Source organism: Agromyces sp. NPDC004153 (genome assembly GCF_053603635.1).
On the sequence record NZ_JBSGFY010000001.1, the window covers coordinates 587,733 to 610,762 of the forward strand.

18 protein-coding genes are annotated in these 23,030 nt (G+C 71.6%); 5 read left to right on the forward strand and 13 right to left on the reverse strand.

The annotated features are described in order from the left end of the window. Positions 1-14: 14 nt before the first annotated feature. Together ACWEOH_RS02795 and aceB are read right to left on the reverse strand one after the other, a co-directional pair. Entirely contained in the window at positions 15-1,271 is a 1,257-nt protein-coding gene (locus ACWEOH_RS02795; protein WP_452031827.1) for a DUF6986 family protein, read from the reverse strand. Positions 1,272-1,273: 2 nt separating this feature from the next. Beyond that, a complete protein-coding gene (aceB, locus tag ACWEOH_RS02800; protein WP_452028046.1) occupies positions 1,274-2,872 on the reverse strand; it encodes a malate synthase A in 1,599 nt (532 codons plus the stop codon). 138 nt (positions 2,873-3,010) lie between these two features. Here aceB and ACWEOH_RS02805 point away from each other — a divergent pair, with 138 nt between their 5' ends. The 3 genes from ACWEOH_RS02805 to xdhC are packed head-to-tail and all read left to right on the forward strand — an operon-like array spanning position 3,011 to position 7,793. Beyond that, positions 3,011-4,486, forward strand: a complete 1,476-nt coding sequence (locus ACWEOH_RS02805; protein ID WP_452028048.1) for a xanthine dehydrogenase small subunit — start codon at positions 3,011-3,013, stop codon at positions 4,484-4,486. After that, positions 4,483-6,951, forward strand: coding sequence for a xanthine dehydrogenase molybdopterin binding subunit (gene xdhB, locus ACWEOH_RS02810; RefSeq protein WP_452028050.1), 2,469 nt, complete (start codon positions 4,483-4,485; stop codon positions 6,949-6,951). Before ACWEOH_RS02805 ends, xdhB begins: the two co-directional genes overlap by 4 nt. Positions 6,952-6,962: 11 nt before the next feature. Beyond that, positions 6,963-7,793 carry a xanthine dehydrogenase accessory protein XdhC gene (xdhC, locus tag ACWEOH_RS02815; protein ID WP_452028052.1) on the forward strand — a complete coding sequence of 277 codons (831 nt, stop codon included), beginning with the start codon at positions 6,963-6,965 and terminating at the stop codon, positions 7,791-7,793. 16 nt (positions 7,794-7,809) lie between these two features. Here xdhC and ACWEOH_RS02820 read toward each other — a convergent pair whose 3' ends face one another. The 11 genes from ACWEOH_RS02820 to ACWEOH_RS02870 all read right to left on the reverse strand — a co-directional run bounded on the left by ACWEOH_RS02820 (position 7,810) and on the right by ACWEOH_RS02870 (position 20,595). Further along, positions 7,810-8,622: a hypothetical protein gene (locus tag ACWEOH_RS02820; protein ID WP_452028053.1), complete on the reverse strand. Its 813-nt coding sequence runs from the start codon at positions 8,620-8,622 to the stop codon at positions 7,810-7,812. A gap of 67 nt (positions 8,623-8,689) precedes the next feature. Next, positions 8,690-10,201: an arabinosylfuranosidase ArfA gene (gene arfA, locus ACWEOH_RS02825; protein WP_452028055.1), complete on the reverse strand. Its 1,512-nt coding sequence runs from the start codon at positions 10,199-10,201 to the stop codon at positions 8,690-8,692. A 91-nt stretch (positions 10,202-10,292) separates the two neighbouring features. Next, a complete protein-coding gene (locus tag ACWEOH_RS02830) occupies positions 10,293-11,237 on the reverse strand; it encodes a carbohydrate ABC transporter permease (protein ID WP_452028057.1) in 945 nt (314 codons plus the stop codon). Continuing rightward, on the reverse strand, positions 11,237-12,190 hold the full coding sequence (locus ACWEOH_RS02835; protein ID WP_452028058.1) for a carbohydrate ABC transporter permease: 954 nt from the start codon (positions 12,188-12,190) through the stop codon (positions 11,237-11,239). The genes ACWEOH_RS02830 and ACWEOH_RS02835 overlap by 1 nt, the downstream gene beginning before the upstream one ends. Positions 12,191-12,260: 70 nt before the next feature. Next, positions 12,261-13,589, reverse strand: coding sequence for an ABC transporter substrate-binding protein (locus ACWEOH_RS02840; protein ID WP_452028060.1), 1,329 nt, complete (start codon positions 13,587-13,589; stop codon positions 12,261-12,263). 289 nt (positions 13,590-13,878) lie between these two features. Continuing rightward, positions 13,879-14,919 (reverse strand): LacI family DNA-binding transcriptional regulator, encoded by a 1,041-nt coding sequence (locus ACWEOH_RS02845; protein ID WP_452028062.1) that lies wholly within the window; start codon positions 14,917-14,919, stop codon positions 13,879-13,881. A gap of 89 nt (positions 14,920-15,008) precedes the next feature. Continuing rightward, on the reverse strand, positions 15,009-15,728 hold the full coding sequence (locus tag ACWEOH_RS02850; protein WP_452028063.1) for a hypothetical protein: 720 nt from the start codon (positions 15,726-15,728) through the stop codon (positions 15,009-15,011). Positions 15,729-15,772: 44 nt separating this feature from the next. Then, positions 15,773-16,921, reverse strand: coding sequence for a hypothetical protein (locus tag ACWEOH_RS02855; RefSeq protein ID WP_452028064.1), 1,149 nt, complete (start codon positions 16,919-16,921; stop codon positions 15,773-15,775). Positions 16,922-16,982: 61 nt separating this feature from the next. Beyond that, entirely contained in the window at positions 16,983-17,858 is an 876-nt protein-coding gene (locus ACWEOH_RS02860) for a phosphatase PAP2 family protein (RefSeq protein WP_452028066.1), read from the reverse strand. An 82-nt stretch (positions 17,859-17,940) separates the two neighbouring features. After that, positions 17,941-19,215: a multidrug effflux MFS transporter gene (locus ACWEOH_RS02865; RefSeq protein WP_452028068.1), complete on the reverse strand. Its 1,275-nt coding sequence runs from the start codon at positions 19,213-19,215 to the stop codon at positions 17,941-17,943. A 210-nt stretch (positions 19,216-19,425) separates the two neighbouring features. Continuing rightward, positions 19,426-20,595 carry an ROK family transcriptional regulator gene (locus ACWEOH_RS02870; RefSeq protein ID WP_452028070.1) on the reverse strand — a complete coding sequence of 390 codons (1,170 nt, stop codon included), beginning with the start codon at positions 20,593-20,595 and terminating at the stop codon, positions 19,426-19,428. 144 nt (positions 20,596-20,739) lie between these two features. Between ACWEOH_RS02870 and ACWEOH_RS02875 the strand changes: the two genes are divergently transcribed. Beyond that, positions 20,740-22,035, forward strand: a complete 1,296-nt coding sequence (locus tag ACWEOH_RS02875) for an ABC transporter substrate-binding protein (RefSeq protein WP_452028072.1) — start codon at positions 20,740-20,742, stop codon at positions 22,033-22,035. Positions 22,036-22,037: 2 nt separating this feature from the next. Next, a complete protein-coding gene (locus tag ACWEOH_RS02880; RefSeq protein ID WP_452028074.1) occupies positions 22,038-23,030 on the forward strand; it encodes a carbohydrate ABC transporter permease in 993 nt (330 codons plus the stop codon).

Genomic DNA, 23,030 nt, shown 5'->3' on the forward strand with positions numbered 1-23,030 from the left:
GTCGCGGCATCCGCTCACGTCGCCGTGCGCCTCGGGCTCGCCCACTCGGCGAGCGCCTTCGCGTCGAGCCCGGTGTCGGCGGCGACCTCGGCCGGGGTGATCGCACCGCTCTGCACGCCCCGGCGCACGAAGCCCGCGAGCGCGCGCACGGTCGCGGGCTCGTCGAGCACGGCGCCCGTCGTGCGGTCGCGCACGTGCCGCAGGCGCGCGGACACCTCGGGGTAGCCCTCGCGGTAGTACGCGTAGGTCGCGAGGAACCGGGTCGGCAGCTGGGCGGGGTGCAGGTCCCAGCCCTGCGAGAAGCCGCGTTCGAGGGCGCGCCGCACGAGCCGGGCGTGCAGCCGCCACGCCTCGGGCGCGCGGTCGCCGACCGGCAGGATGTTGGTCGAGCCGTCGGACAGGCGGATGCCGGTGCCCGCCACCGCGACCTGCATCACCGACTTGGCATGGTCGGCCGCGGGGTGCTCGAGCGACTGGTACGGCGCGGCGATGCCGACCGCGGCGCTGTAGTCGTACGTGCCGTAGTGCAGGCCCGCGATGCGGCCGGGCGCAGCGAGCGCGAGGCGCGCGACGGGCACCAGGCCGTCGGCGCCGAGCACGAGCTGGGGCGTCTCGACCTGCACCTCGAACCGGAGGCGCCCGTCGGGAAGGCCGTGCACGTGCTCGAGCCCGGCGACGGCCTCGGCCATCGCCTGGACCTGCGCGACCGTCGAGACCTTCGGCAACGTGAGCCGGAGGCCGTCGGGAAGCCCGCCCTGGTCGACGAGGGCGGTCACGAACAGGTCGAGCGTGCGGATGCCGCGCGCCCGCGTCGGCGCCTCGAACGACTTGAACCGGATGCCGATGAACGGCGGCGCGAAGTGCGCACCGGTGGCCGCGGCGACCCGCTTCGCCGCGCGGACCGCGTCCGCGTCCTCGACGTCGTCGCCCCGGTCGCCGTAGCCGTCCTCGAAGTCGATGCGCAGGTCCTCGATGGGCTCGCGTCCGAGCTTGCGGTCGACGAGCGGCGCGACCTGGGCCGCGATGTCGGGGGCGAGGCCCACGTCGAGGCCGAGCGCCTCGGCGCCGCCCGCCGACGTGAGCGCCTCCTGTGCGGCGCGACCCCACTCGACCGGGAGCTCGGGCGTGTACCGGTCGCCCGGCACGTACACCGTGTGCACCGGCTGCCGCGAGCCGTCGTCGCCCGGATACACGCTCGCGAGCAACTGATCGGTCGAGGCCAGGCGGGCGTCGATCGCGGCGTGCACGACGGGCGACAGGGCGGTGCGCACGCTCACTCCAGGAGCTCGTAGGCCGGCAGCGTGAGGAAGTCGACGTAGTCGTCGGCGAGCACGAGGTCGGCGACGAGGCGCGCGGCGGGCTCGTAGTACGCGGCGAACCGGTCGGGCGGCACGTCGGCGCGCAGGGCCGCCACCTCCTCGTCGAGCACCTCGCGCACGAGCTCGGGCGTCAGCGTGCGACCGGTGTCGGCGAGCACGACGTCGTGGCGCAGGTGCTGCCACACCTGCGAGCGCGAGATCTCGGCCGTCGCGGCATCCTCCATCAGGCTGTGCAGCGCGACCGCGCCGTTGCCCGACAACCAGACGGCCGTGTACGCGACTCCCACCGAGAGGTTCGTGCGCAGGCCGGCCTCGGTGACGGTGCCGCCCGTCGAGGCGACGTCCAGGAGCTCCGCCGCCGACACCTCCACCTCGGGCCGCTGCCGATCGAGCTGGTTCGGCCGGTCGCCGAGCACGCCGTCGAAGACCTCGCGGCACACCGGCACGAGGTCGGGGTGCGCGACCCACGATCCGTCGAACCCGTCGTTCGCCTCGCGGGTCTTGTCGGCGCGCACCTTCTCGAAGGCCGTGGCCGTGGCCTCGGGGTCGGCGCGGTTCGGCACGAACGCCGCCATGCCGCCCATCGCGACCGCCCCACGGCGGTGGCAGGTCTTCACGAGCAGCTCGGTGTAGGCGCGCATGAACGGCGCGGTCATCGACACGGACGCGCGATCGGGCACGATGAACTCGGGTCCCGCGTCGCGGAAGACCTTGATGATGCTGAACAGGTAGTCCCAGCGGCCGGCGTTGAGGCCCGACGCGTGGTCGCGCAGCTCGTAGAGGATCTCGTCCATCTCGAACGCCGCCGGGATCGTCTCGATGAGCACGGTCGCGCGGATCGAGCCATAGGGGATGCCGAGCCGCTCCTCGGTGTACGTGAACACGTCGTTCCAGAGCCGCGCCTCGAGGTGGCTCTCGAGCTTGGGCAGGTAGTAGTACGGGCCGTGCCCGCCGTCGATGAGCAGCTGGGCGGTGTGGAAGACGTGCAGGCCGAAGTCGACGAGCGACCCCGACGCGCGCTCGCCGTCGACGAGCACGTGCTTCTCGGGCAGGTGCCAGCCGCGGGGACGCGTCACGACGGTGGGGCGTCGCACGTCGTCGCGCAGCACGTACGCCTTGCCCTCGGGCGAGGTCCAGGCGAGCGTGCCGCGCGCGGCGTCGCGGAGGTTGCGCACGCTGCCGACGACGTTGAACCAGGTCGGGCTCGAGGCATCCTCCATATCGGCCAGCCACACGAGGGCGCCCGAGTTCAGGGCGTTGATGGCCATCTTCGGCGGCGACGCGGGGCCCGTGATCTCGACCCGGCGGTCGGTGAGCGCCTCGGGCGGCGGCGGCACCCGCCAGTCGCCCGCGCGCACGTCGCGTGTCTCGGGGAGGAAGTCGAGCGGTTCCCCCGCGGCGATCCGCTCGCGGCGAGCGCGGCGGGCGGCGAGCAGCTCGCGACGGCGCCCGTCGAAGCGGTGATGCAGCTCCTCGACGAACGCGAGGGCGTCGTCGGTGAGGATCTCGTCGCCGCCCGCGACGTCGGTGGCGCTGGCGATCTCGATGGTCATGCGGCGGCCGCTCCCTTCCGGGGTTGCTGCGGGATGATGCTCCACACGCTCAGCCTCATCTTGTCGCAGATGCGATCGCGGCGTAACCGGATCGCCGGGAACCCGGCGGCGTAGACTCCGAAACCGAGGAGATCGACCATGGATCACATCGGCGTGACGGTCAACGGGCGGGAGCGCCCGATGCTCGGCGTGTCCGCGCACACCTCCGCGCTCGACTGGCTTCGCGGCCTCGGCCTCACCGGCTGCAAGGAGGGCTGCGCCGAGGGCGAGTGCGGCGCGTGCGCCGTGCTGCTCGCCACGCCGCGTGACGACGGCGGCACGGACTGGACTGCCGTGAACGCCTGCCTGGTGCCGGCGGCCGCGCTCGACGGCCAGGAGGTCGTCACGGCCGAGGGGCTCGGCACGCCCGAGCAGCCCCACGAGGTGCAGGAGCGCCTCGCCGAGACCGGCGGCTCGCAGTGCGGATACTGCACCCCTGGCTTCGCGTGCAGCATGGCGGGCGAGTTCTACCGCCCCGGTCGGCGGGTGGGCGAAGCGGATGCCGCGGACGCGGCCGACACCGTCGAGGGCCGCACCGACGCGCACCACGGTCCGAACGGCTTCGACCTGCACGCGCTGGCGGGCAACCTGTGCCGATGCACCGGCTACCGCCCGATCCGCGACGCGGCGTTCGCGCTCGGCGACCCCGAGTCGGGCGACCCGCTCGCCGAGCGGCGCGACCGGCCCGCGCCCGAGGCCGTCGCGACGCGCCTCGGCGACGGCGGCGAGCGGTTCGTGCGCCCCGCGTCGCTCGGCGAGGCGCTGGAGCTCCTCCGCGACGAGCCCGACGCCGTGCTCGCCGCCGGCACGACGGACTGGGGCGTCGACGTGAACCTGCGCGGTCGCCGCGCACCGCTCACGATCGCGATCGAACGCCTGCCCGAGCTGCGCGCGTTCGAGCTCGGCGACGCGAGCATCGAGCTCGGCGCCGCGCTCTCGCTCTCCGAGGTGCAGCACCGCCTCGACGGCCGGATCCCGCTGCTCGACGAGCTGTTCCCGCTGTTCGCATCCCCGCTCATCCGCAACCGCGCCACGATCGGCGGCAACCTCGGCACGGCCTCCCCCATCGGCGACACCTCGCCCGCGATGCTCGCCCTCGAGGCGCGCGTCGTGCTCGTCTCGGCCGACGGCGAGCGCGAGGTCGACCTCGCCGACTTCTTCACGGGCTACCGCACCACTGCGCGGCGGCCCGACGAGCTCATCCGGTCGGTGCGCGTCCCGCTGCCGGTCGCGGGCCTCGCGTCGTTCCACAAGATCTCGAAGCGGCGCTTCGACGACATCTCGAGCGTCGCGGTCGCCTTCGCGATCGACCTCGACGACGGCGTCGTCGCCTCGGCGCGCATCGGGCTCGGCGGCGTCGCGGCGACGCCGATCCGCGCGCGCGCCACCGAGGCCGCCCTCACCGGACGGACGTGGGACCGCGAGACCGTGCGCGACGCGGCATCCGTGCTCGCGACCGAGGGCACGCCGATGTCGGATCACCGCGCGAGCGCCGAGTACCGCTCGCTCATGCTGGGCACCTCATTGCTGAAGCTGCACCGCTCGACGCCGCTCGCCGAGGGGGTGCCCGCATGACCGACCTCGCGTCCCGCCCGCGCGACCCGGTGGTCGGCACGGCCACCCCGCACGAGAGCGCCGTGCAGCACGCGACGGGCGCCGCCGTGTACACCGACGACCTCGCGCCCTCCACGGCGCACGTGCTCACCGCGTGGCCCGTGCAGTCCGCGCACACGCACGCGCTCGTGACGCTCGACGTCGCACCGGCGCTCGAGGTGCCCGGCGTCGTGCGCGTGCTCACCGCCGCCGACGTTCCCGGCGTCAACGACGCCGGCGTGAAGCACGACGAGCCGCTCTTCCCGAGCGAGGCGATGTACCACGGGCACGCGCTCGCGTGGGTGCTCGCCGAGACCGCCGACGCCGCCCGTGCGGGCGCCGACGCCGTGCGCGTCGAGTACGAGCCGCTGCCGTCGCTCGTCACGATCCAGGACGCGATCGACGCGGACTCGTTCCAGGGCATCCCGCGCACGATCCGCCGCGGCGACCCCGAGGCCGTCCTCGCGACGGCGCCGCACGTGTTCGAGGGCGTCAGCGTCGTGGGCGGCCAGGAGCACTTCTACCTCGAGACGCACGCCGCGCTCGCCCGCATCGACTCCGAGGGGCAGGTGTTCATCGAGTCGAGCACGCAGCACCCGTCGGAGACGCAGGAGATCGTGGCGCACGTGCTGGGACTGCCGTCGAACCGCGTCACCGTGGAGTGCCTGCGGATGGGCGGCGGCTTCGGCGGCAAGGAGATGCAGCCGCACGGCCTCGCCGCGGTCGCGGCGCTCGGCGCCACGCTCACGGGGCGGCCGGTGCGCCTGCGCCTCAACCGCACGCAGGACCTCACGATGACCGGCAAGCGGCATCCGTTCCACGCGACGTGGACGGCCGGATTCGACGACGACGGCCGCATCATCGCGCTGGCCACGACGCTCACGGCCGACGGCGGCTGGAGCCTCGACCTGTCCGAGCCTGTGATGGGCCGAGCGCTCTGCCACGTCGACAACGCGTACTGGATCCCGCACTTCGTCGCGCAGGGGCGCATCGCGAAGACGAACAAGACCTCCCAGACCGCGTTCCGCGGCTTCGGCGGCCCGCAGGGCATGTTCGTCATCGAGGACATCCTCGGCCGGGTCGCCCCGCTCCTCGGCCTGGATGCCGCGACCCTTCGCGAGCGCAACCTCTACGTGCCCGACCAGACGACGCCCTACGGCCAGCCCGTGCGACACGCCGAGCGGCTGCGGGCGATCTGGGACGACCTGCGCACGTCGAGCGACTTCGACGCGCGCCGCGCCCGGATCGCGGCCTTCAACGCCGAGCACGAGGACGTGAAGCGCGGCCTCGCCATCACGCCCGTGAAATTCGGCATCTCGTTCACCCTGACGGCCTACAACCAGGCCGGCGCGCTCGTGCACGTCTACAAGGACGGCTCGGTGCTCGTGAACCACGGCGGCACCGAGATGGGCCAGGGCCTGCACACGAAGATGCTGCAGGTCGCGGCCACGGCGCTCGGCGTGCGACTCGAGTCGGTGCGGCTCGCGCCGACGCGCACCGACAAGGTGCCGAACACGTCGGCCACTGCCGCGTCCTCGGGTGCCGACCTCAACGGCGGCGCGGTGAAGCACGCGTGCGAGCAGATCCGCGAGCGCCTCGCGGCGGTTGCCGGGCGGATGCTCGAGGTCGACGCGCGCGACGTGCGGTTCGGCGACGGCCGGGTCTCGGGGCTCGGGGCATCGGGTCCCTCGTTCACGTTCGCCGAGGTCGTGCAGGCCGCCTACCACCAGCGCGTGCAGCTGTGGGCGTCGGGCTTCTACCGCACGGCCGGCCTGCACTGGGACACCGAGCGCATGCAGGGCGAGCCGTTCAAGTACTTCGCCTACGGTGCCGCCGCGACCGAGGTCGAGGTCGACGGGTTCACGGGCGCCTCACGGATGCTGCGGGTCGACATCCTGCACGACGTCGGAGACTCGCTCTCGCCGCTCATCGACCTCGGCCAGGTCGAGGGCGCGTTCGTCCAGGGCGCCGGATGGCTGACGCTCGAGGAGCTGCGCTGGGACGAGACCGACGGCCCCGGTCGCGGGCGGCTGCTCACCCAGTCGGCGAGCACCTACAAGCTGCCGAGCTTCTCGGAGATGCCCGAGGAGTTCAACGTGCGCCTGCTCGAGGATGCCGCGGAGGACGGTGTGGTCTACGGCTCGAAGGCCGTCGGCGAGCCGCCGCTCATGCTCGCGTTCAGCGTGCGCGAGGCGATCCGGGAGGCCGTCGCGACGTTCGGGCCGGTGGGCTGCTCGGTCGACCTCGGAGCGCCGTCGACGGCGGAGGCGACGTATCGGGCGATCCTCGCGGCGCAGACGGCGACCGAAGCCGCAGGCGCGGCCGAGTCGGGCGCCGAGCCGGTTGCCGGCTCGAGCGCGGCGTCGACGGATGCCGCGACGCGCACGGATGCCGCGGCATCCGTCGGCGCCGCCGTCAGGAGCCGCTTCCTGTCGTCGGACTCCTGAGGCGGCCGGCCGTGGACTGGGTGGACGCGCTCCAGCAGCTTCGCGCCGCCCGGCGGCCCGCCGTCATCGTGACGCTCGCGATGGTGCGGGGGCACGCGCCGCGGAACGGCGGCGCGAAGATGATCGTCGCGCCGAGCACCCAGTACGGCACGGTGGGCGGCGGCAACCTCGAGGCCACGGCGGTCCGGCGTGCCCGCGAACTGCTCGACGAGGGCGCCGCGGAGCCCGAGCTGCTGACGCTGACGCTCAGCGACAAGGCGACGACGGAGTACGGCGTGCAGTGCTGCGGAGGAGAGGTCACCATGCTGCTGGAACCCGTGCCGGTCGTGCCGGCGGTCGCGATCTTCGGCATGGGGCATGTCGGGCTGGAGCTCGCCCGGATCCTCGCCCGGCAGCGGATCGAGCTCGACCTCGTCGACTCGCGCGCCGAGATGCTCACGGCCGAGCGCCTCGGCGTCCCCGGCTCGACGGGCGTGCTCGCCGACGCGGTCGCGACCGTGCGGGTGCACCACCTGCCCGTGCCCGAGTCGGCCCTCGCCGACCTGCCGCCCGGCGCGCACGTGCTCGTCATGACGCACGACCACGTCGAGGACCTCGCGATCGTGGAGTCCGCCCTGCGCACGCCCGGGCTCGGCTCGATCGGGCTCATCGGCTCGCGCTCGAAGTGGGCGAGGTTCACGACGCAGCTGCGCGAGGCCGGGTTCGGCGACGAGGACCTCGCGCGCGTGTCGACGCCCATCGGCATCGAGGGCATCCGTTCCAAGGAGCCGGCCGCGATCGCGGTGAGCGTCGCCGCGCGCGTGCTGCAGCAGGTCGAGGCCACGGCCGCGCACGCGTCGTAGGCCGGATGCCGCGCGCTCACCCGCCCCAGATCACGAATTGGCCGTGCGGCATCACGGGCAGGATCACCAACGAGATCGACTCGCCGTGCCGCGACGTGAAGTCGAGGAGGTCGCCCTCGGCGCGGTAGCGGTCGGACGGGTGCTCGCTCATGCCGACCACGACCGCCGCGGCCTCCGGCGACACTCCGAAGCACGTGACCGGACCGAGCAGCTCGTAGGGCACCTGGAAGGCGTCGAATGCGTATCCCGCGAACTCGCGCTCCGTGCCGCGCAGGATGGACTGCGCGGCGCCAGGCAGGTCGTCGAGCACGCCCGCCACGTTCATCCACCCGCGGGGTCCGTCGCCGCCCTCCCAGGCGCAGACCGCGAAAGCCGACGGCACGTAGGGCCGGAAGGCCGGGTCCGCCCACACGTCGTCGGGCATCAGCGCCGGCAGGACCACGCCGAAGTCGGCCGCCGAGAGCTCGCCCGTCCCGAGGCGCGCGAGTCCGTCGGCCGAGAGCCGCCGCTCGAGGAGCAGGTCGCGCGTCCGCTCGCCGTACAGCGTCGTGCCCGAGTCGGAGTACCGGAGCACGCGACCGTCGGCGTAGACGAGGACCCAGCCCTGGTGCAGCGCTGCCCACGCGTCGATGATCCCGACCGGGCCCTGTTCGGCCGCGGCGCCGGGCGGGGCATCCGGCGGATCGCGGTCCGACCGCAGGTCCCCGGACGCCCCGGCGCGACCGCCGACCGCCAGGATCACCACCGCCGCGGCGATCGCGATGGCCGCGAACACGGCGACGACCGTCGTGCGGCGTCGCCGCACGCGATCGCGCGTGTCGACCGCCATGGTCCCGTCCCTCCGATGGCACCGGTAGGAACCAGCATCCTCCGAGCGCCCGGGAGGCGGAAGGGGGTCAGCCGAGCGAGAGCGCCGTCCAGGACACGGGCGGCAGCGTGATCGTGAGCTCGCCGCCCTCGATGCGCACGCTGTCGTTCGCGCTCGGTGCGACCCGCTCGCGGTCCTCGAGCGTGTTCTTCGCGTACACGTCGTCGTCGGCGAGGGTGTGCGACTCGAGCACCGACACGTCGCCGAGCGAGGCGACGTCCACCGTGAGGGTGACGGCCTCGTCCTGGCTCCGGTTCACGAGGAACACCGCCGAGCGGCCGGCCTCCGGATCGTGGGTCGCCACCGCGTCGACGAGCGAGACCTCTCCGTACTGCGCCGTCTGGTACGTGGGTGCGTCGAGCTTCAGCTCGAGCGCGTCGCCCTGCGCGAGGCGCGAGGTGATCGAGAACGGGAAGAAGGTGGTCTGGCGCCACGCCGGGCCGCCGGGCTCGGTCATGATCGGCGCGATGACGTTCACGAGCTGCGCGAGCGAGGCGCTCGTCACCCGGTCGGCGTGGCGGATGAGCGAGATCAGCAGGTTGCCGAACACGACCGCGTCGGCGACCGAGTAGACGTCCTCGAGCAGGCGCGGCGCGACGGGCCAGTTGTCGAGGCCCTCGATCTTGTCGACGTTCTGGAAGCGCGAGAGGTACCAGACGTTCCACTCGTCGAACGAGATGTTCACGGTCTTGTCGCTGCCGAGCACCGCCTTCACGTGGTCGGCCGTCGCGACGACCGTCTCGATGAAGCCGTCCATGTCGACCGCCGAGGCGAGGAACGAGCCGAGGTCGCCGTCCTTCTCCTCGTAATACGCGTGGCACGAGATGTAGTCGACGTCGTCGTACGTGTGGGTGAGCACGACGCGCTCCCACTCGCCGAACGTCGGCATGTGCGCGCTCGACGAGCCGCAGACGACGAGCTCCACCGAGGGGTCGAGCTGGCGCATCGCCTTCGCGGTGCGCGACGCGAGCTTGCCGTAGTCGTCGGCCGAGCGGTGGCCGAGCTGCCACGGGCCGTCCATCTCGTTGCCGAGGCACCACATCTTCACGCCGAACGCGTCGGTGCGGCCGTTCGCGATGCGCTGCTCCGACAGCGCCGTGCCGCCCGCGATGTTCGCGTACTCGAGCAGGTCGAGCGCCTCGAGCGTGCCGCGGGTGCCGAGGTTCACCGCGAGCATCAGGTCGCTGCCGACCTTCTCGAGCCAATCGGAGAACTCGTGCAGGCCGACCCCGTTGGTCTCGGTCGAGTGCCAGGCGAGGTCGAGGCGGCGCGGGCGCTCCTCGCGCGGCCCGACCGAGTCCTCCCAGCGGAACCCCGAGACGAAGTTGCCGCCCGGGTAGCGGATCGTGGAGACGCCGAGCTCCTTCACGAGCTCGACGACGTCGGCGCGGAACCCGTCGGCGTCGGCCGACTCGTGGCCGGGCTCGTGGATGCCGTCGTAGACGTGCCGTCCGAGGTGCTCGACGAAGCCGCCGAAGAGGCGGCGCTGGACGCGCCCGATCGTGAAGTGCGGATCGATGGTCAGGCGTGCGTTGGGCATGTGCGGTGCTTTCTGTTTCGAGGTGCGTGGGCTTCGATCGGATGCCGCGGGGCCGCGGCATCCGATGATCGTCGTCGTTCGTGGCTGCCGGCTACTTCACGCTGCCGATCGCCAGCCCGCCCTGCCAGTACCGCTGCAGGAACAGGAAGGACAGGATGAGCGGCACGACCGAGATGAACGCGCCCGAGGTGATGAGGTTCCAGACCTGCTCGCCGCCGGCGCCGGCGTTCGAGAGCGCGGTCCAGCGGTTCAGGCCGACGGTGACGGGCAGCAGCTGCGGGTCCGTGAGCACCGCGAGCGGCAGGAAGAAGTTGTTCCACGTGCCGACGACCGAGAGCAGCAGCACGGTCACGATCGCGGGCTTCAGGAGCGGCAGGGCGACCTGGAAGAAGGTGCGCCACTCCCCCGCGCCGTCGATGCGGGCGGCCTCGAGCATCTCGTCGGGCACGGCGTCCTGGGTGTAGACGCGCATGAGGTAGACGCCGAACGGGCTCAGCAGCGACGGGAGGATCACGGCCCAGGGGGTGTTGATGAGCCCGTACTGGCTGAGCAGCATGAACGTCGGGATGACGAGGGCCGTGAGCGGCACCATGATCGAGCCGAGGATGACGCCGAACACGACGCCGCGCCCACGGAAGCGGTACTTCGCGAACCCGTACCCCGCGAGGATCGACAGGATCGTGGCGCCGATGCCGGCCGCGAATGCGTAGAGGAACGAGTTCAGCAGCCACCGCCAGTAGATGCCGCCCTGGTGGGTGAACAGCCCGGCGATGTTCGTGAACAGGTTGATCGGGTCCTCGAACCAGAAGGCCGGGCTCGAGAACAGGCCCGAGGTGCTCTTCGTCGCGGCGACGAAGAGCCACCAGATCGGGATCACGAAGTAGATCCCGAGGATCACGAGGAACACGTGGGATCCGATGCGGCGCCCGCCGTTGCGGCGGGAACGGCCTGCGCCGCGGTCCTCGCGGGCCGGCACGCCGGTCACGGTCGTGCGCGCGTCGGTGCGGGGTCGAGTGGTCTGGCTTGCGGTCGTCATCACTTGAGTCCGCTCTGCTTGCGGGTGAGGAAGAGGAACAGGTAGGAGCCGGCGAACACCAGCACGCCGAGCGAGAACGCGATGGTCGACGCGTAGTTGAACTGGCTGTACGAGAACGCGAGCGCATAGGCGTACATGTTCGGCGTGTAGGCCGCGTCGATGGCGCCCTGCGCGATGTTGCGGAGCACGGTCGGCTCCGTGAAGAACTGCAGCGTGCCGATGAGCGCGAAGGTGATCACCATGACCATGGACGACGAGATCATGGGGACCTTGATGCGCAGCGCGGTCTGCCAGCCGTTCGCGCCGTCGATGCGGGCGGCCTCGTAGACCGACGGGTCGATCGAGCGCAGCGCGGCGTAGATCACGACCATGTAGTACCCCGACCACTGCCAGGTGACGATGTTCACGAGGCTGCCGAAGATCGTGTCCGCGGCGAGGAACTCGGGCGTCGGCAGGCCGACGACGTCGAACAGCGTGCCCGCGGGACCGAAGCGCGGGCTGTAGAGGAAGCTCCACATGAGCGCGCCGATCACGACCGGGATCGCGTACGGCGCGAAGATGAGCAGTCGCGAGAGCTGCGAGAGCTTCGTGGCGAGGGTGTCGAGTACGAGCGCGGCGGCCAGCGCGACGATGAGCTGGATCGGGATCATGACGAGCGCGTAGGCGGCGACCCGCAGCAGGCCCTCGAGGAACAGGGGGTCGGTGAAGGCCTTGACGTAGTTGGCGATGCCGGTGAACTGGGTCCCGGTCGCGAGGGTCGACGTGAACAGGCTCATCCCGAACGCGTAGACGAGCGGGAAGACGAGGAAGAGCGCGAAGATCACGAGGAACGGGGTGACGAAGAGCCACCCGACGCGCTGGCGGCGCCGCTCGAGGCTGGGCCCGCGGCGGCGCGGGCCGGCCGCCGCGGGCGACGCCGACGTCGCGCGCTCGGCGGAGATGGTGGTGGTCATGGTGCTGCCTTCCGGAGGGAGGGTGCGACCGGATGGCGGGCCGGGCGCTCACGCCCGGCCCGCCGTTCGGTCACTGGAGGGTGAAGCCCTGCTCGGTCGCGTACTGCTCGAGCGAGGCCTGCAGGTCGTCGAGCGCCTGGTCGGAGCTCTTCTCGCCCTGCACCATCGCGTAGAGCTGCTCGGTGAGCTGGTCGTACGCGTAGTTCTGGAAGGGGCTGAAGGTGAAGCCGGTGTACCCGGCCGCCGCCTCGAGGAAGACGTCCTTGTTGATCTGCTGGCCGCCGAAGAACGGGTACTCCAGGTCGCGGAAGTAGTCGGACTCGAGGATGGGCTTCCACAGCGGGAAGAGCGCGGCCTCCTCGATGCCGATCTTCCACGCCTCCTCGGTGCCGAAGACCCCCTTGGCGACCGTCGCGGCCGCCTCCTTGTCCTTCGCCTGGCTGGTCACGGCGAAGGTCGAGCCGCCCCAGTTGATCTGCACGGGGTTGGCCGGATCCCACTGCGGCACCGGCGCGGCCTGCCAGACGGCGTCGCTGTCGGCATCGGCGAGGCCCGAGAGGTAGCCGGGGCCCCAGGCCGCGGCGACGTAGATGGCGTAGGAGCCGTCGACGAGCTTGGTGTTGTAGTCGGCGGTGAACGCGTCGTCGGTTGCGACGAGGCCCTTCTTCACCAGGTCGTCCCAGTACGCGAGGACGCTCTTGGAGCCGTCGTCGTTCGCGTCGATTGCGATGTCGGTCGGCTCGGCGCTGTCGTACTCGAACGGCACCGAGCCGGCCTGGGCGAAGAGCGCCTGGTTGTAGGCGCGGCCGTTGGTCGGGAAGTCGGCGAGGACGCCCGGGGCGCCCGCATCCTTCAGCGCCTGCGCGGCGGCGGCGAACTCGTCCCAGGTGGTGGGCACGGCGATGCCGTACTGGTCGAGGATGTCCTTGCGGTACAGCATGCCCATGGGGCCGCCGTCGACGGGGATCGCGTAGACCGCGTCGCCGCTCGAGACGTCCTTCCACGCGCCCTCGGTGTAGTCGTCCTTCACGTCGTCCGCGCCGTACTCGGTGAGGTCGACGAGGCCGTCGCGGATCGAGAAGCTCGAGAGCACCTCGGACTCGAGCATGATCACGTCGGGAGCGCCGGAACCCGACTCGAGGGCGGTCGAGAACTTCGTGTACTCGTCGTTGCCCTGGCCGGCGTTCGTCCAGCAGATCTGGACGTCGTCGTGGTTCTCGTTGAAGAGGTCGACGACCTCCTCGAACGCGGGATACCAGGCCCACACGCTGACCTGCGTGGCATCCGCGTTCACGATCTTGTTGGTGCAGGCCTCCTCGGAGGCGCCGGCGGAGCAGCCGGTGAGTGCGGCCGCGGTGACGGCGACGACGCCGGACGCGGCCAGGAGCTTCGACTTCATGCTGTGTGCTTCCTCTCGCGGTGTTGGACACCGTTGTCTCTGGGCGATGGGCTCGAGCCGCAGCGGAGAGGGGGCTCCGCGTCGAGGTCCGAGGTTGTACAACGTTGTAAAGTAAACGTTGTAGAGACATGGTGACCGCTTCGGTCGACGCTGTCAAGTCCGTGTCGCGAACTGCGACGGATGCCTCGGGAAATCGCTGTCCGAGTTTACGTCGGGTTTCGGCGACCGCCGATTCCGGGGTCGTTCGGTGACAACCGCCGAGCCGCTCGGCGCCCGCGGGGCGCCGCCCTCAGCGTGCGACGGACTCGCGCGATGCGGGCACGCGCGTCGCGGACTCCCGCTCGGCGATCGTGAAGTCGGCGAGCAGCAGGCGCGGCTCGCTCGCGTCGTCGGGATGCTCGATCCGCTCGATGAGCGTGCGCACCGCCGTCCGCGCGATCCACGGCTGACCGGGATCGATGGTGGTGAGCGACGGGATCGAGTACTGCGCCTCGTCGAGGTCGTCGAACCCGATGACCGCGACATCCTCGGGCACGCGAAGCCCCGCCTCCTGGAGCACGCGCATCGCGCCGAGGGCGAGCGTGTCGTTCAGGCCGAACACCGCGTCGAACTCGGCGCCGGCGTCGAGCAGCTCCCGCATGCTGCGGGCGCCGTTGGCGCGATGCCACAGCGTGGTGTGGCCGATGATGCTCGGATCGAACGGGATCCCCGCCTCGTCGAGCGCCTCGCGGTAGCCCCGGAGGCGGAGGCCGGCCGAGCCGATGACCTCGCCCTCGTGGGCGCCGACGAGGGCGATCCGGCGCCGCCCCGATGCGATGAGGTACTCCGTCGCGGCCCGCGCGGCCTCGACGTTGCGCATGGTCACGTGATCGGCTGGGCCGTCGAAGATGCGCTCGCCGAGCACGACGATCGGGTAGGGCACGTTCAGGCGCTCGACGTCCTCCTGGCCCATGCCGAGGGGGCTGAAGATCAGGCCGTCGGTGAGCTTCAGGCGCGGGCTGCGCAGCAGCTCGAGCTCGCGGTCGCGATCGCCGCCCGTCTGCTCGACGAGTACGACGAGCCCGGCCTCCTCGGCTGCCTCGATGACCGCGGCGGCCAGTTCGGCGAAGTAGCTGAGCGAGAGCTCGGGCACGGCGAGGGCGATTGCGCCGGTGCGGCCCGAGCGCAGGCTGCGCGCCGTGAGGTTCGGCGTGTATCCGAGCTCGGCGATGGCCTGCTCGACCTTCGCCCGCGTGGCGGGCCGGATGTGGGGGTAGTCGTTGATGACGTTCGAGACCGTCTTGATCGACACCCCCGCCAGTCGCGCCACGTCGTGCAGCGTCGATGCCATGCGGGCCTCCTCGTTCGTGGGGAGTCTACAACGTTGTAAGCCGCAGCCCGGGCGACGCGGCGATCTCAACGGCGATGGCGTTCCGATCCTCAGCCGCCCCAGTACATGAGCGTTCCGTCGGGCATCACGGGACTGACTACCGGAAAGATGCGTGGCTCCGGCGTCGCGGGGTCGCCCTCGACGTCCCACGACCGCCGGTCGTCCGAGTCGAGGGACGCCTGGAAGGCATCGAGGGTCGCGGGGCTCAGCCTGAAGCATTCGGCTCCCGGATCGCGCTGGGCTGGGAAGTGCCCCCACCTCGCCTCGAAATGCAGCTCCGTGCCGCGCACGAGCGCTTGCGCAGCCCGAGGGAGCTCGTCGACGACCGCCGTGGCGGGGATGTGGTGACCCGTCTCCTCCAGTTGGACCCAGAAGCAGACGGCGTACACCGTCGGCGAGAACGGCCGGAACTCCGCTTCCGCCCAGATTCCCGAGGTGAGCGCGTCGTTCCGGCCATCGTCGATGTCGGCCCCGGTGAGCACCCCGGACCGGACGAGCGCCATGCCCGTACGCGTGAGTCGGCGCTCGAGGATGCGGCCCGTGTCGTTCTCCCAGAGCACGCGGCCGTCCGCATAGATCCGGACCCAGCCATCGTGCACCACTCCCCAGGCCGCGATGGGCTCCACCGCTCCCACACCCGGGGCACCGATGGTGCTTCGCGCCTCGGCGCCGGAGCCGGATGCCGCGGACGATGAGCCGCGCTCACCGCCGGACATGGCGGCGATCGCGACTCCGGCGACCGTGACCGAGACGGCGACCGCGATGACCATCAGGCGTTGCCGCCGGCGTCGAGCACGCCGCTTCGCTTCTTCGTTCAGCCCACGCACGCGCATTCGGGAACCCCGTGCGGCAGGATCGGGAGGAACCCCACGAACAGCCTTCCGATGCCCGGCCGCTCGGTCCACATGTCGAACGGGTCGATGCGCTCCCGCTCCGTGAGCACGACCGTCTCGCCATCGCGCGGCGGTCCGGAGTCCTCCACACCCCAACCCGCACGGACGAGTGCGTCGACGACGGATTGCGCCTGCTCGGGCGTGAGCTGGCGGCATCCGACGATGTCGGAGCTCGGCGAGGACGCGCTCGATGCGTAGGCGTCGACCTGGGGGTCGATGCCCTCGAATCGCGGGCCGGCCGCAAGGATCGCAGCAGCGTCTTGGGGCAGGAACGGCAGCAGAGCATCGTACACGGCGGGGAAGCCCCCGTTCTCGCCGGACGTGCAGACCGCGTACTCCGGCGGCACGAACGCGACCATTTCACGTTGCGCCCAGGACTCGGCCGGCAGCCAATCGTCGAAGCCGATGAGGTGGAGGACGACGCGGTTGAACGCTTCGACGTCGTCGACGGCCGTGCTCGGCGGCTGCCACGCCGCCATCAGCACGCCGTCCACGCGGACCTGCAGGAACGCGGGGGACCCGAACTGATGACCTTCCGCGTACCGACTCGGACCGAGGATGCCGCTGTCGATGATCCCCGTTCGAAGCGACTCGACGCCGTCGGGCGTCAGGCGACGCTGCTGCCAGCTCCCCTGCCGGAAGATCACTCGCCCATCGTCGAACACGTAGACCAACTGGTCCCTCCCCCCGACGGACCAGTGGGTGTAGAACGAGGCGACGAGTTCGGCGCTCGGGACGGGATGCGCCGGAACCGCCTCGTTCCGCATGTCCTCGGTGTTCGGCGTGCGTGCACCGGTCGCCCCCGCGAACCCGAACGCGAGCACCGTCGCCCAGGCGAACGAGGCGAGCGCCGCGAGGACGACGGCACCGACCGTCGCGCGACGACGGCGCGCTCGACGGCGAGCCTCGCGGATCAGGGCCTCGACGTCGGCCTGGTCCGCGACCGGTTGCCGGTGCGGCACGGCGTGCGGCTTCGATGCTTCGATGAGGGCTTCGCCACCCCGGTCCGGCTCGACGGTGAACTCGGCATCGTGGGAGTCGGGCTGACGCGGCGGTGCGATGACCGCCATGATCCGTCCCTTTCCGTTGATGATGCTACCACGAATAGCACCATGACGACAGGGTGGATCTTCAGCCCGCCGGTGGCGTGATGTTCGCCTGCGCGCGCGCGGCGTTGCGCTCCGAGACCCGGGCGATCCACGCGAGCCGCTCGCGCTCGAGCGGCACCGCGAAGGCCGCCCAGAGCACCAGCGCGACGCCCGCGCCCACGAGCAGGCCGCCCACGGTGTCGGAGAACCAGTGGGCGCCGAGGTAGGTGCGCGTGAGCGCCATCAGCAGGGTGTAGGCGGCGCCGGCGATCCAGACCCCGACGATGGGCACGATGACGCCGATGGCGACCGAGATGGTCGCGGCGTTCGCCACATGCCCCGACGGGAATGAGCCGAAGTCGGAGGTCACGAGCATGTCCTCGGGGCGCGCCCGCCCGAACCACTCCTTGAGCAGTTGCACGACGCCGGCGCTCGCGGCCGAGGCGACGATGAAGTAGAGCGCGCCCCAGGGTCGGCGCATGATGAGCAGCACGACCGCGACGCCGACCGGGATGACGAAGACGCCGACGATTCCGCCGCCGAGCCAGTTCATGAAGAGCGCCACGGTGTCGCCGAACGGGCCCCGGAGCGTGAGGACCTCCTCGGCCCACTCCTCGTCGATCTCGAACGGCACACCGCCCTCGCGGATCATGATGACCGCGCCGAGCAGCACCGCGGCGAGCACCGCCGCGATGCCGCTCGTGAGGGCGGCACGTCGACCGAGCGTCCGGGCCCGGCGCTCGCGCTGGGCGGGCAGCAACCCCGCCGCGGCCCCCGGTGCATCGCGATCGAGACCCCTCGCAGAGTCGGCGGCGTCGGTGCGGCCGGCCTCGGCGGCATCCGTCGCGGCCGGGTTCACGCCGGCCGGCGCGTCAACGGACTCCGCGTCGTCGGGCGGCGGATCGTTCGGTCGCTCCATCACCCCACGCTAGCCGAGCGCTGCGAGCGGATGCCGCGACCCGCCCTCGCCGCATGCGGCCGGCTCGCGGCATCCGCTCGGCTCAGTCTGTGAGCGCGGGCACCGTCTTCGGCCGCACGAGGGCCCAGAGCGCCACGATCGCGACGACGGCCGCGAGCAGCATGACGAACGCCATGGGCACGGCGCTGCCGACGCCCATGAGGCCGATGAGCGGCGAGATCACGCCGGCGAGCCCGAAGTTGAGGGCGCCGAGCAGTGACGCGGCCGTGCCGGCCTCGGCGCCGTGGTGGGCGAGCGCGAGCACCTGCACCGCGGGGAACGCGAAGCCGCACGAGAGGATGAAGATCCACAGCGGGATCGCCGTGCCCCAGAAGCCCGCCCCGCTGGAGTCGAGCACCATGATCGCCACGGCCATCGAGAACTGCACGATCGTGGTGATCGCAAGGATCCACTGCGGTTGCACCGGCCCGCGCATGAGCCGGGAACTCGTCTGCACGCCGATGATGATGCCGATCGAGTTGACCGCGAACAGCAGGCCGTACTGCTGGGCGGTGAACGAGTAGAGCTCCTGGAACAGGAACGACGACGTCGAGAGGTAGCCGAACAGGCCGGTGAACGTCATGCCGCCGATGATCGCGGCGCCGAGGTACACGCGGTCGCGGAACAGCGCGGCGTAGCGGTCGCGGAGCGTCGAGTGGCCGGCCACATGGCGGCGCGACTCGGGCAGGGTCTCCACGATGAAGAACGCGACGGCGGTCACGACGACGGCGCCGTAGATCGCGAGCACGACGAACACGCCGCGCCAGTCCATGACGGCGAGCAGCTGCGAGCCGATGACGGGCGCGAGCACCGGCGCGAGGCCGTTCACGAGCGCGAGGCGCGAGAGCATGCGCACGAGCGGCTTGCCGCCGAAGAGGTCGCGCACCATGGCCATGGCGACCACGCCGCCCGCGGCCGCGCCGAAGCCCTGCAGCAGGCGGAACACGCTGAGCCACACGATGTCGGGCGCGAGCGCCGCGGCGACGGATGCCGCGATGTGCAGCGCCGTGGCGAGGATCAGGGGCAGGCGGCGACCCACCTTGTCGCTCCAGGGGCCGACGATGAGCTGGCCGAACCCGAAGCCGACCATCGTGCCGGTCAGGGTGAGCTGCACGGCGGCGGCGGAGACGCCGAGCTCGTCCTGCAGCACGGGGAACGCAGGCAGGTAGAGGTCGACCGTGAACGGGCCCAGCGCGGTGAGCGCGCCGAGGACGAGCACGTAGACGAGGCGCTGGCGGCGGCTGAGGAGGTCGCCGGGGTGGGTCGTGGCCGAGTAGTCGTCGGGCCGGATGATGGGGATGGAGGCGGTTGCGGACATGCGGATCCTGGGCGTGCTCGAGTGCGGCGGCGCACGCCCTCGGACGCCGGGGAAACAGGACGACGGCGACCCGTGGGCCGCCGTCGTGAGGCGATCGGGACCATCGTGGTCTCGAATCGATTCGACTGTCCATCAGTGTAGCGGAGGCACCCCCCGGTTACGCAAGCGCGGATTCGCGGAATGAGACGATTCAGTCCCGGCGACCGATCGTCAGGCGACCTGCAGCGGGTCCTCGAGCAGTGCCTGGAAGGCGAGCTCGGCGGCGCCGATGGCGAGGCGGTCCTCGCCCAGGGCCGCGACCCGCAGGTCGAGCTCCTCGGCTGCGGCGGGCATGGCCTGCTCGGCAACGGCGGCGGCGAGCGCCTCGGGGTCGCTGCCTGCGACGGTGGCCAGGAAGCCGCCGAGCACGACGAGCGAGGGATTGAGCACGTTGACGGCGTTCGCGAGGGCGGTCGAGAGGATGCGACGCTGGCGCGCCAGCTCGGCGGTCACGTCGGCCGAGTCGGATGCCGCGAGCGCTGCCGCGAGGGTCGGCTCGTCGGCGGCGGCGAGACCGGCGACCTCGAGCAGGCGGGCCCTGCTGACCTCGTCCTCGAGCACGCCGCCCGCGGCGCGGCGGTCGTCGGCGGATGCGATGCCCGGGCGGTTCTGGCCGAACTCGCCGGCGTAGCCGCCCGCGCCGCCGACCGCGAGGCCGTGCACGATGAGCCCGCCGCCGATGCCGCTCGCGCCGCCGTTCAGGTAGACGATGTCGTCGACGCCGCGCCCGGCGCCGAAGAGGTGCTCGGCCATCGCGCCGAGGCTCGCGTCGTTGCCCACGACGGTCGGCAGGCCCGTGGCCGCCTCGACGAGCGTGCGGAGCGGGGCATCCCGCCATTCCAGGTGCGGCGCGAAGCGCACGAGCCCGTCGGAGGCGCGCACGAGGCCCGGCACCGCGAGGCCGACCGCGACGATCCGCGCGCGACGCAGCGCGCCCGACCGCCAGCGCCCGATCTCCTCGGCGATGAGGCGGGCCGTCTCCTCGGGGGTCACGAGGTGGTCGACCTCGATGCGCTCGCGCACCGGGATGCGCCCGTCGAGGCCGACCGCCGCGATGGTCACGGCGTCGACCTCGGGATTGACGGCGATGGCGGTGACGCCCGGATGCGGCGCGATCACGGGTGACGGACGCCCCACGCGATTCGTCGGGTCGGGGGCGCGCTCCTCGACGAGGCCGAGCTCGACGAGCTCCCCGGCGAGCGCGGCGACCGTCGAGCGGTTGAGGCCCGTGGCCGCCGTGAGTCGCGCCCGGGAGAGCGGCCCTTCGAGGTGCACGAGCCCGAGGAGTTTCGAGAGGTTTCGACGGTGCACCCCGTCGAACGTTCCGGCACGCTCTGACACGCGACCACTCTAGGGGCGGCTGGCGGCGGCGGTTCCAGCGACGCGCCGAATTTGTTGCGCTTGACCCCAAATAGAAGTCGACGTATATTCGAGGCGTCCAGATCACTTTCGACGTTGCAGTCGAAACTTTCGAGAGGTTCAATGATGAACAGACGCAGCAGCAGGCTCGTCGCGTTGGGCGTCAGCGCCGGCCTCGCCGCCGTCGCGCTCGCCGGGTGCGCCCCGGCGGGCGATGGCGGAGACGGCGACGGCGGCGACGTGACCATCACCTGGTGGCACAACGCCACCTCGGGTCCGCTCCCCGCGGTGTGGGAGGAGGTCGCGGCCGAGTTCGAGGAGGCGCACCCGGGCGTCACGGTCGAGCAGACCGGGTACCAGAACGAGGAGCTGCAGCGCACCCTCATCCCGAACGCGCTCGCATCCGGCGACGCGCCCGACCTGTTCCAGGTGTGGCCGGGCGGCGAGCTCCGCGACCAGGTCGCGAACGACTACCTCATGCCGCTCGACGAGGCCGTCCCCGACACCATCGAGAGCGTCGGCGCCACCATCAACCCATGGCAGGTCGACGGTGCCACCTACGGCGTCCCCTTCACGTTCGGCATCGAGGGCTTCTGGTACAACACCGACCAGTTCGCCGAGGCCGGCATCGACGCTCCGCCCACGACGCTCGACGAGCTCATCGAGGCGACCGGCAAGCTGCGCGAGGCGGGCTTCACGCCGATCGCCGTCGGCGCCGGCGACAAGTGGCCGGCCGCGCACTGGTGGTACCAGTTCGCGCTGCACTCCTGCTCCCCCGAGGCCCTGCAGGCGGCCGAGACGGACTACGACTTCAGCGACGACTGCTGGGTCGAGGCCGGCGAGCAGCTCCAGGAGTTCCTCGGCACCAACCCGTTCCAGGAGGGCTTCCTCGGCACGCCCGCCCAGCAGGGCGCCGGCAGCTCGGCGGGACTCATCGCGAACGGCCAGGCGGCGATGGAGCTCATGGGCCACTGGAACGCGGGCGTGATCGGCGGGCTGACCCCCGACCAGACGGTCCCGGAATACCTCGGGTGGTTCCCCTTCCCGGGCATCGAGGGCTCCGCAGGCGACCCGACCGCGGCGCTCGGCGGCGGCGACGGCTTCGGCTGCTCGAAGGACGCTCCCCCGGAGTGCGCCGAGCTCCTCGAGTACATCATGAGCGACGAGGTGCAGGCGAAGTTCGCGGCCAGCGGCTCCGGCATCCCGACCGTGCCGTCGGCGACGGCATCGCTCGAGGACCCGAACCTCAAGGCGGTCGCCGAGGGCCTCGCGGAGGCGTCGTTCGTGCAGCTCTGGTTCGACACGGCGTTCGGCACGACGGTCGGCAACGCCATGAACGAGGGCATCGTCAACCTGTTCGGCGGCGTCGGCTCCCCCGAGGACGTCGTCACGATGATGCAGGACGCGGCGGCCACGCTCTAGCCATGGCAACGCTCCTCGAATCGGCCGGGCCCGCGGTCTCCGCGGGCCCGGCCCCCGCCCCTCCGATCCGGCGGAAGTCGGCCGCCCGCCGCAAATGGGCCGAGATCGCCCTCTTCGTCGGGCCGGCCCTGATCCTGTTCCTCGGCTTCGTGATCCTGCCCGTGATCCTGGCGGCGGTCTACAGCTTCTACAACCTGCCGCAGGCGTTCCAGTGGGATGACCTCGCGGACCCGGCCCGCTTCGTGGGCCTCCAGAACTACGTCCGCGCCCTCAACGACCCGGTGTTCCTCGGCGCGGTCGGCCACAACTTCTTCATCCTCGCGATGAGCCTGCTCATCCAGGGCCCGATCGCCATCGGCGTCGCGCTGCTGCTCAACCGGCGGATGCGCGGCCGCACGGCGTTCCGCCTCCTGATCTTCGTTCCCTACGTGCTCGCCGAGGTCATCGCGGGCCTCTCGTGGAAGCTCCTCCTCCAGCCCAATGGCGGCGTGAATGCGCTGCTGGAGGCGGTCGGGCTCGGCGCCCTGCAGCAGAACTGGCTCGCCGACCCCGAGATCGCTCTCTGGACGATGTTCTTCATCCTGACGTGGAAGTACGTCGGCTTCGCCATCCTGCTCATGCTGGCCGGGCTCCAGGGCGTGCCCGAGGAGCTCGCCGAGGCCGCGTCGATCGACGGCGCGAGCTGGTGGCAGGTCCAGCGGTACATCACCATCCCGCTGCTCGGTCCGACCATCCGCATCTGGGCGTTCCTCTCGATCATCGGCTCGCTCCAGCTCTTCGACATGGTGTGGGTCACCACCCGCGGCGGGCCGTTGAATGCGACCCAGACCATGGCCACCTACATGGTCGAGAAGGGGCAGTTCGGCGGCCAGCCCGGCTACGGCAGCGCCATCGCCGTGATCCTTTTCGTGATCTCGCTCGTCATCGCGCTCGTGTACCAGCGCTTCGCCCTGCGTCGCGACCTCGCCGGCGCCGTCACCAGAGGGGTGCGCTGA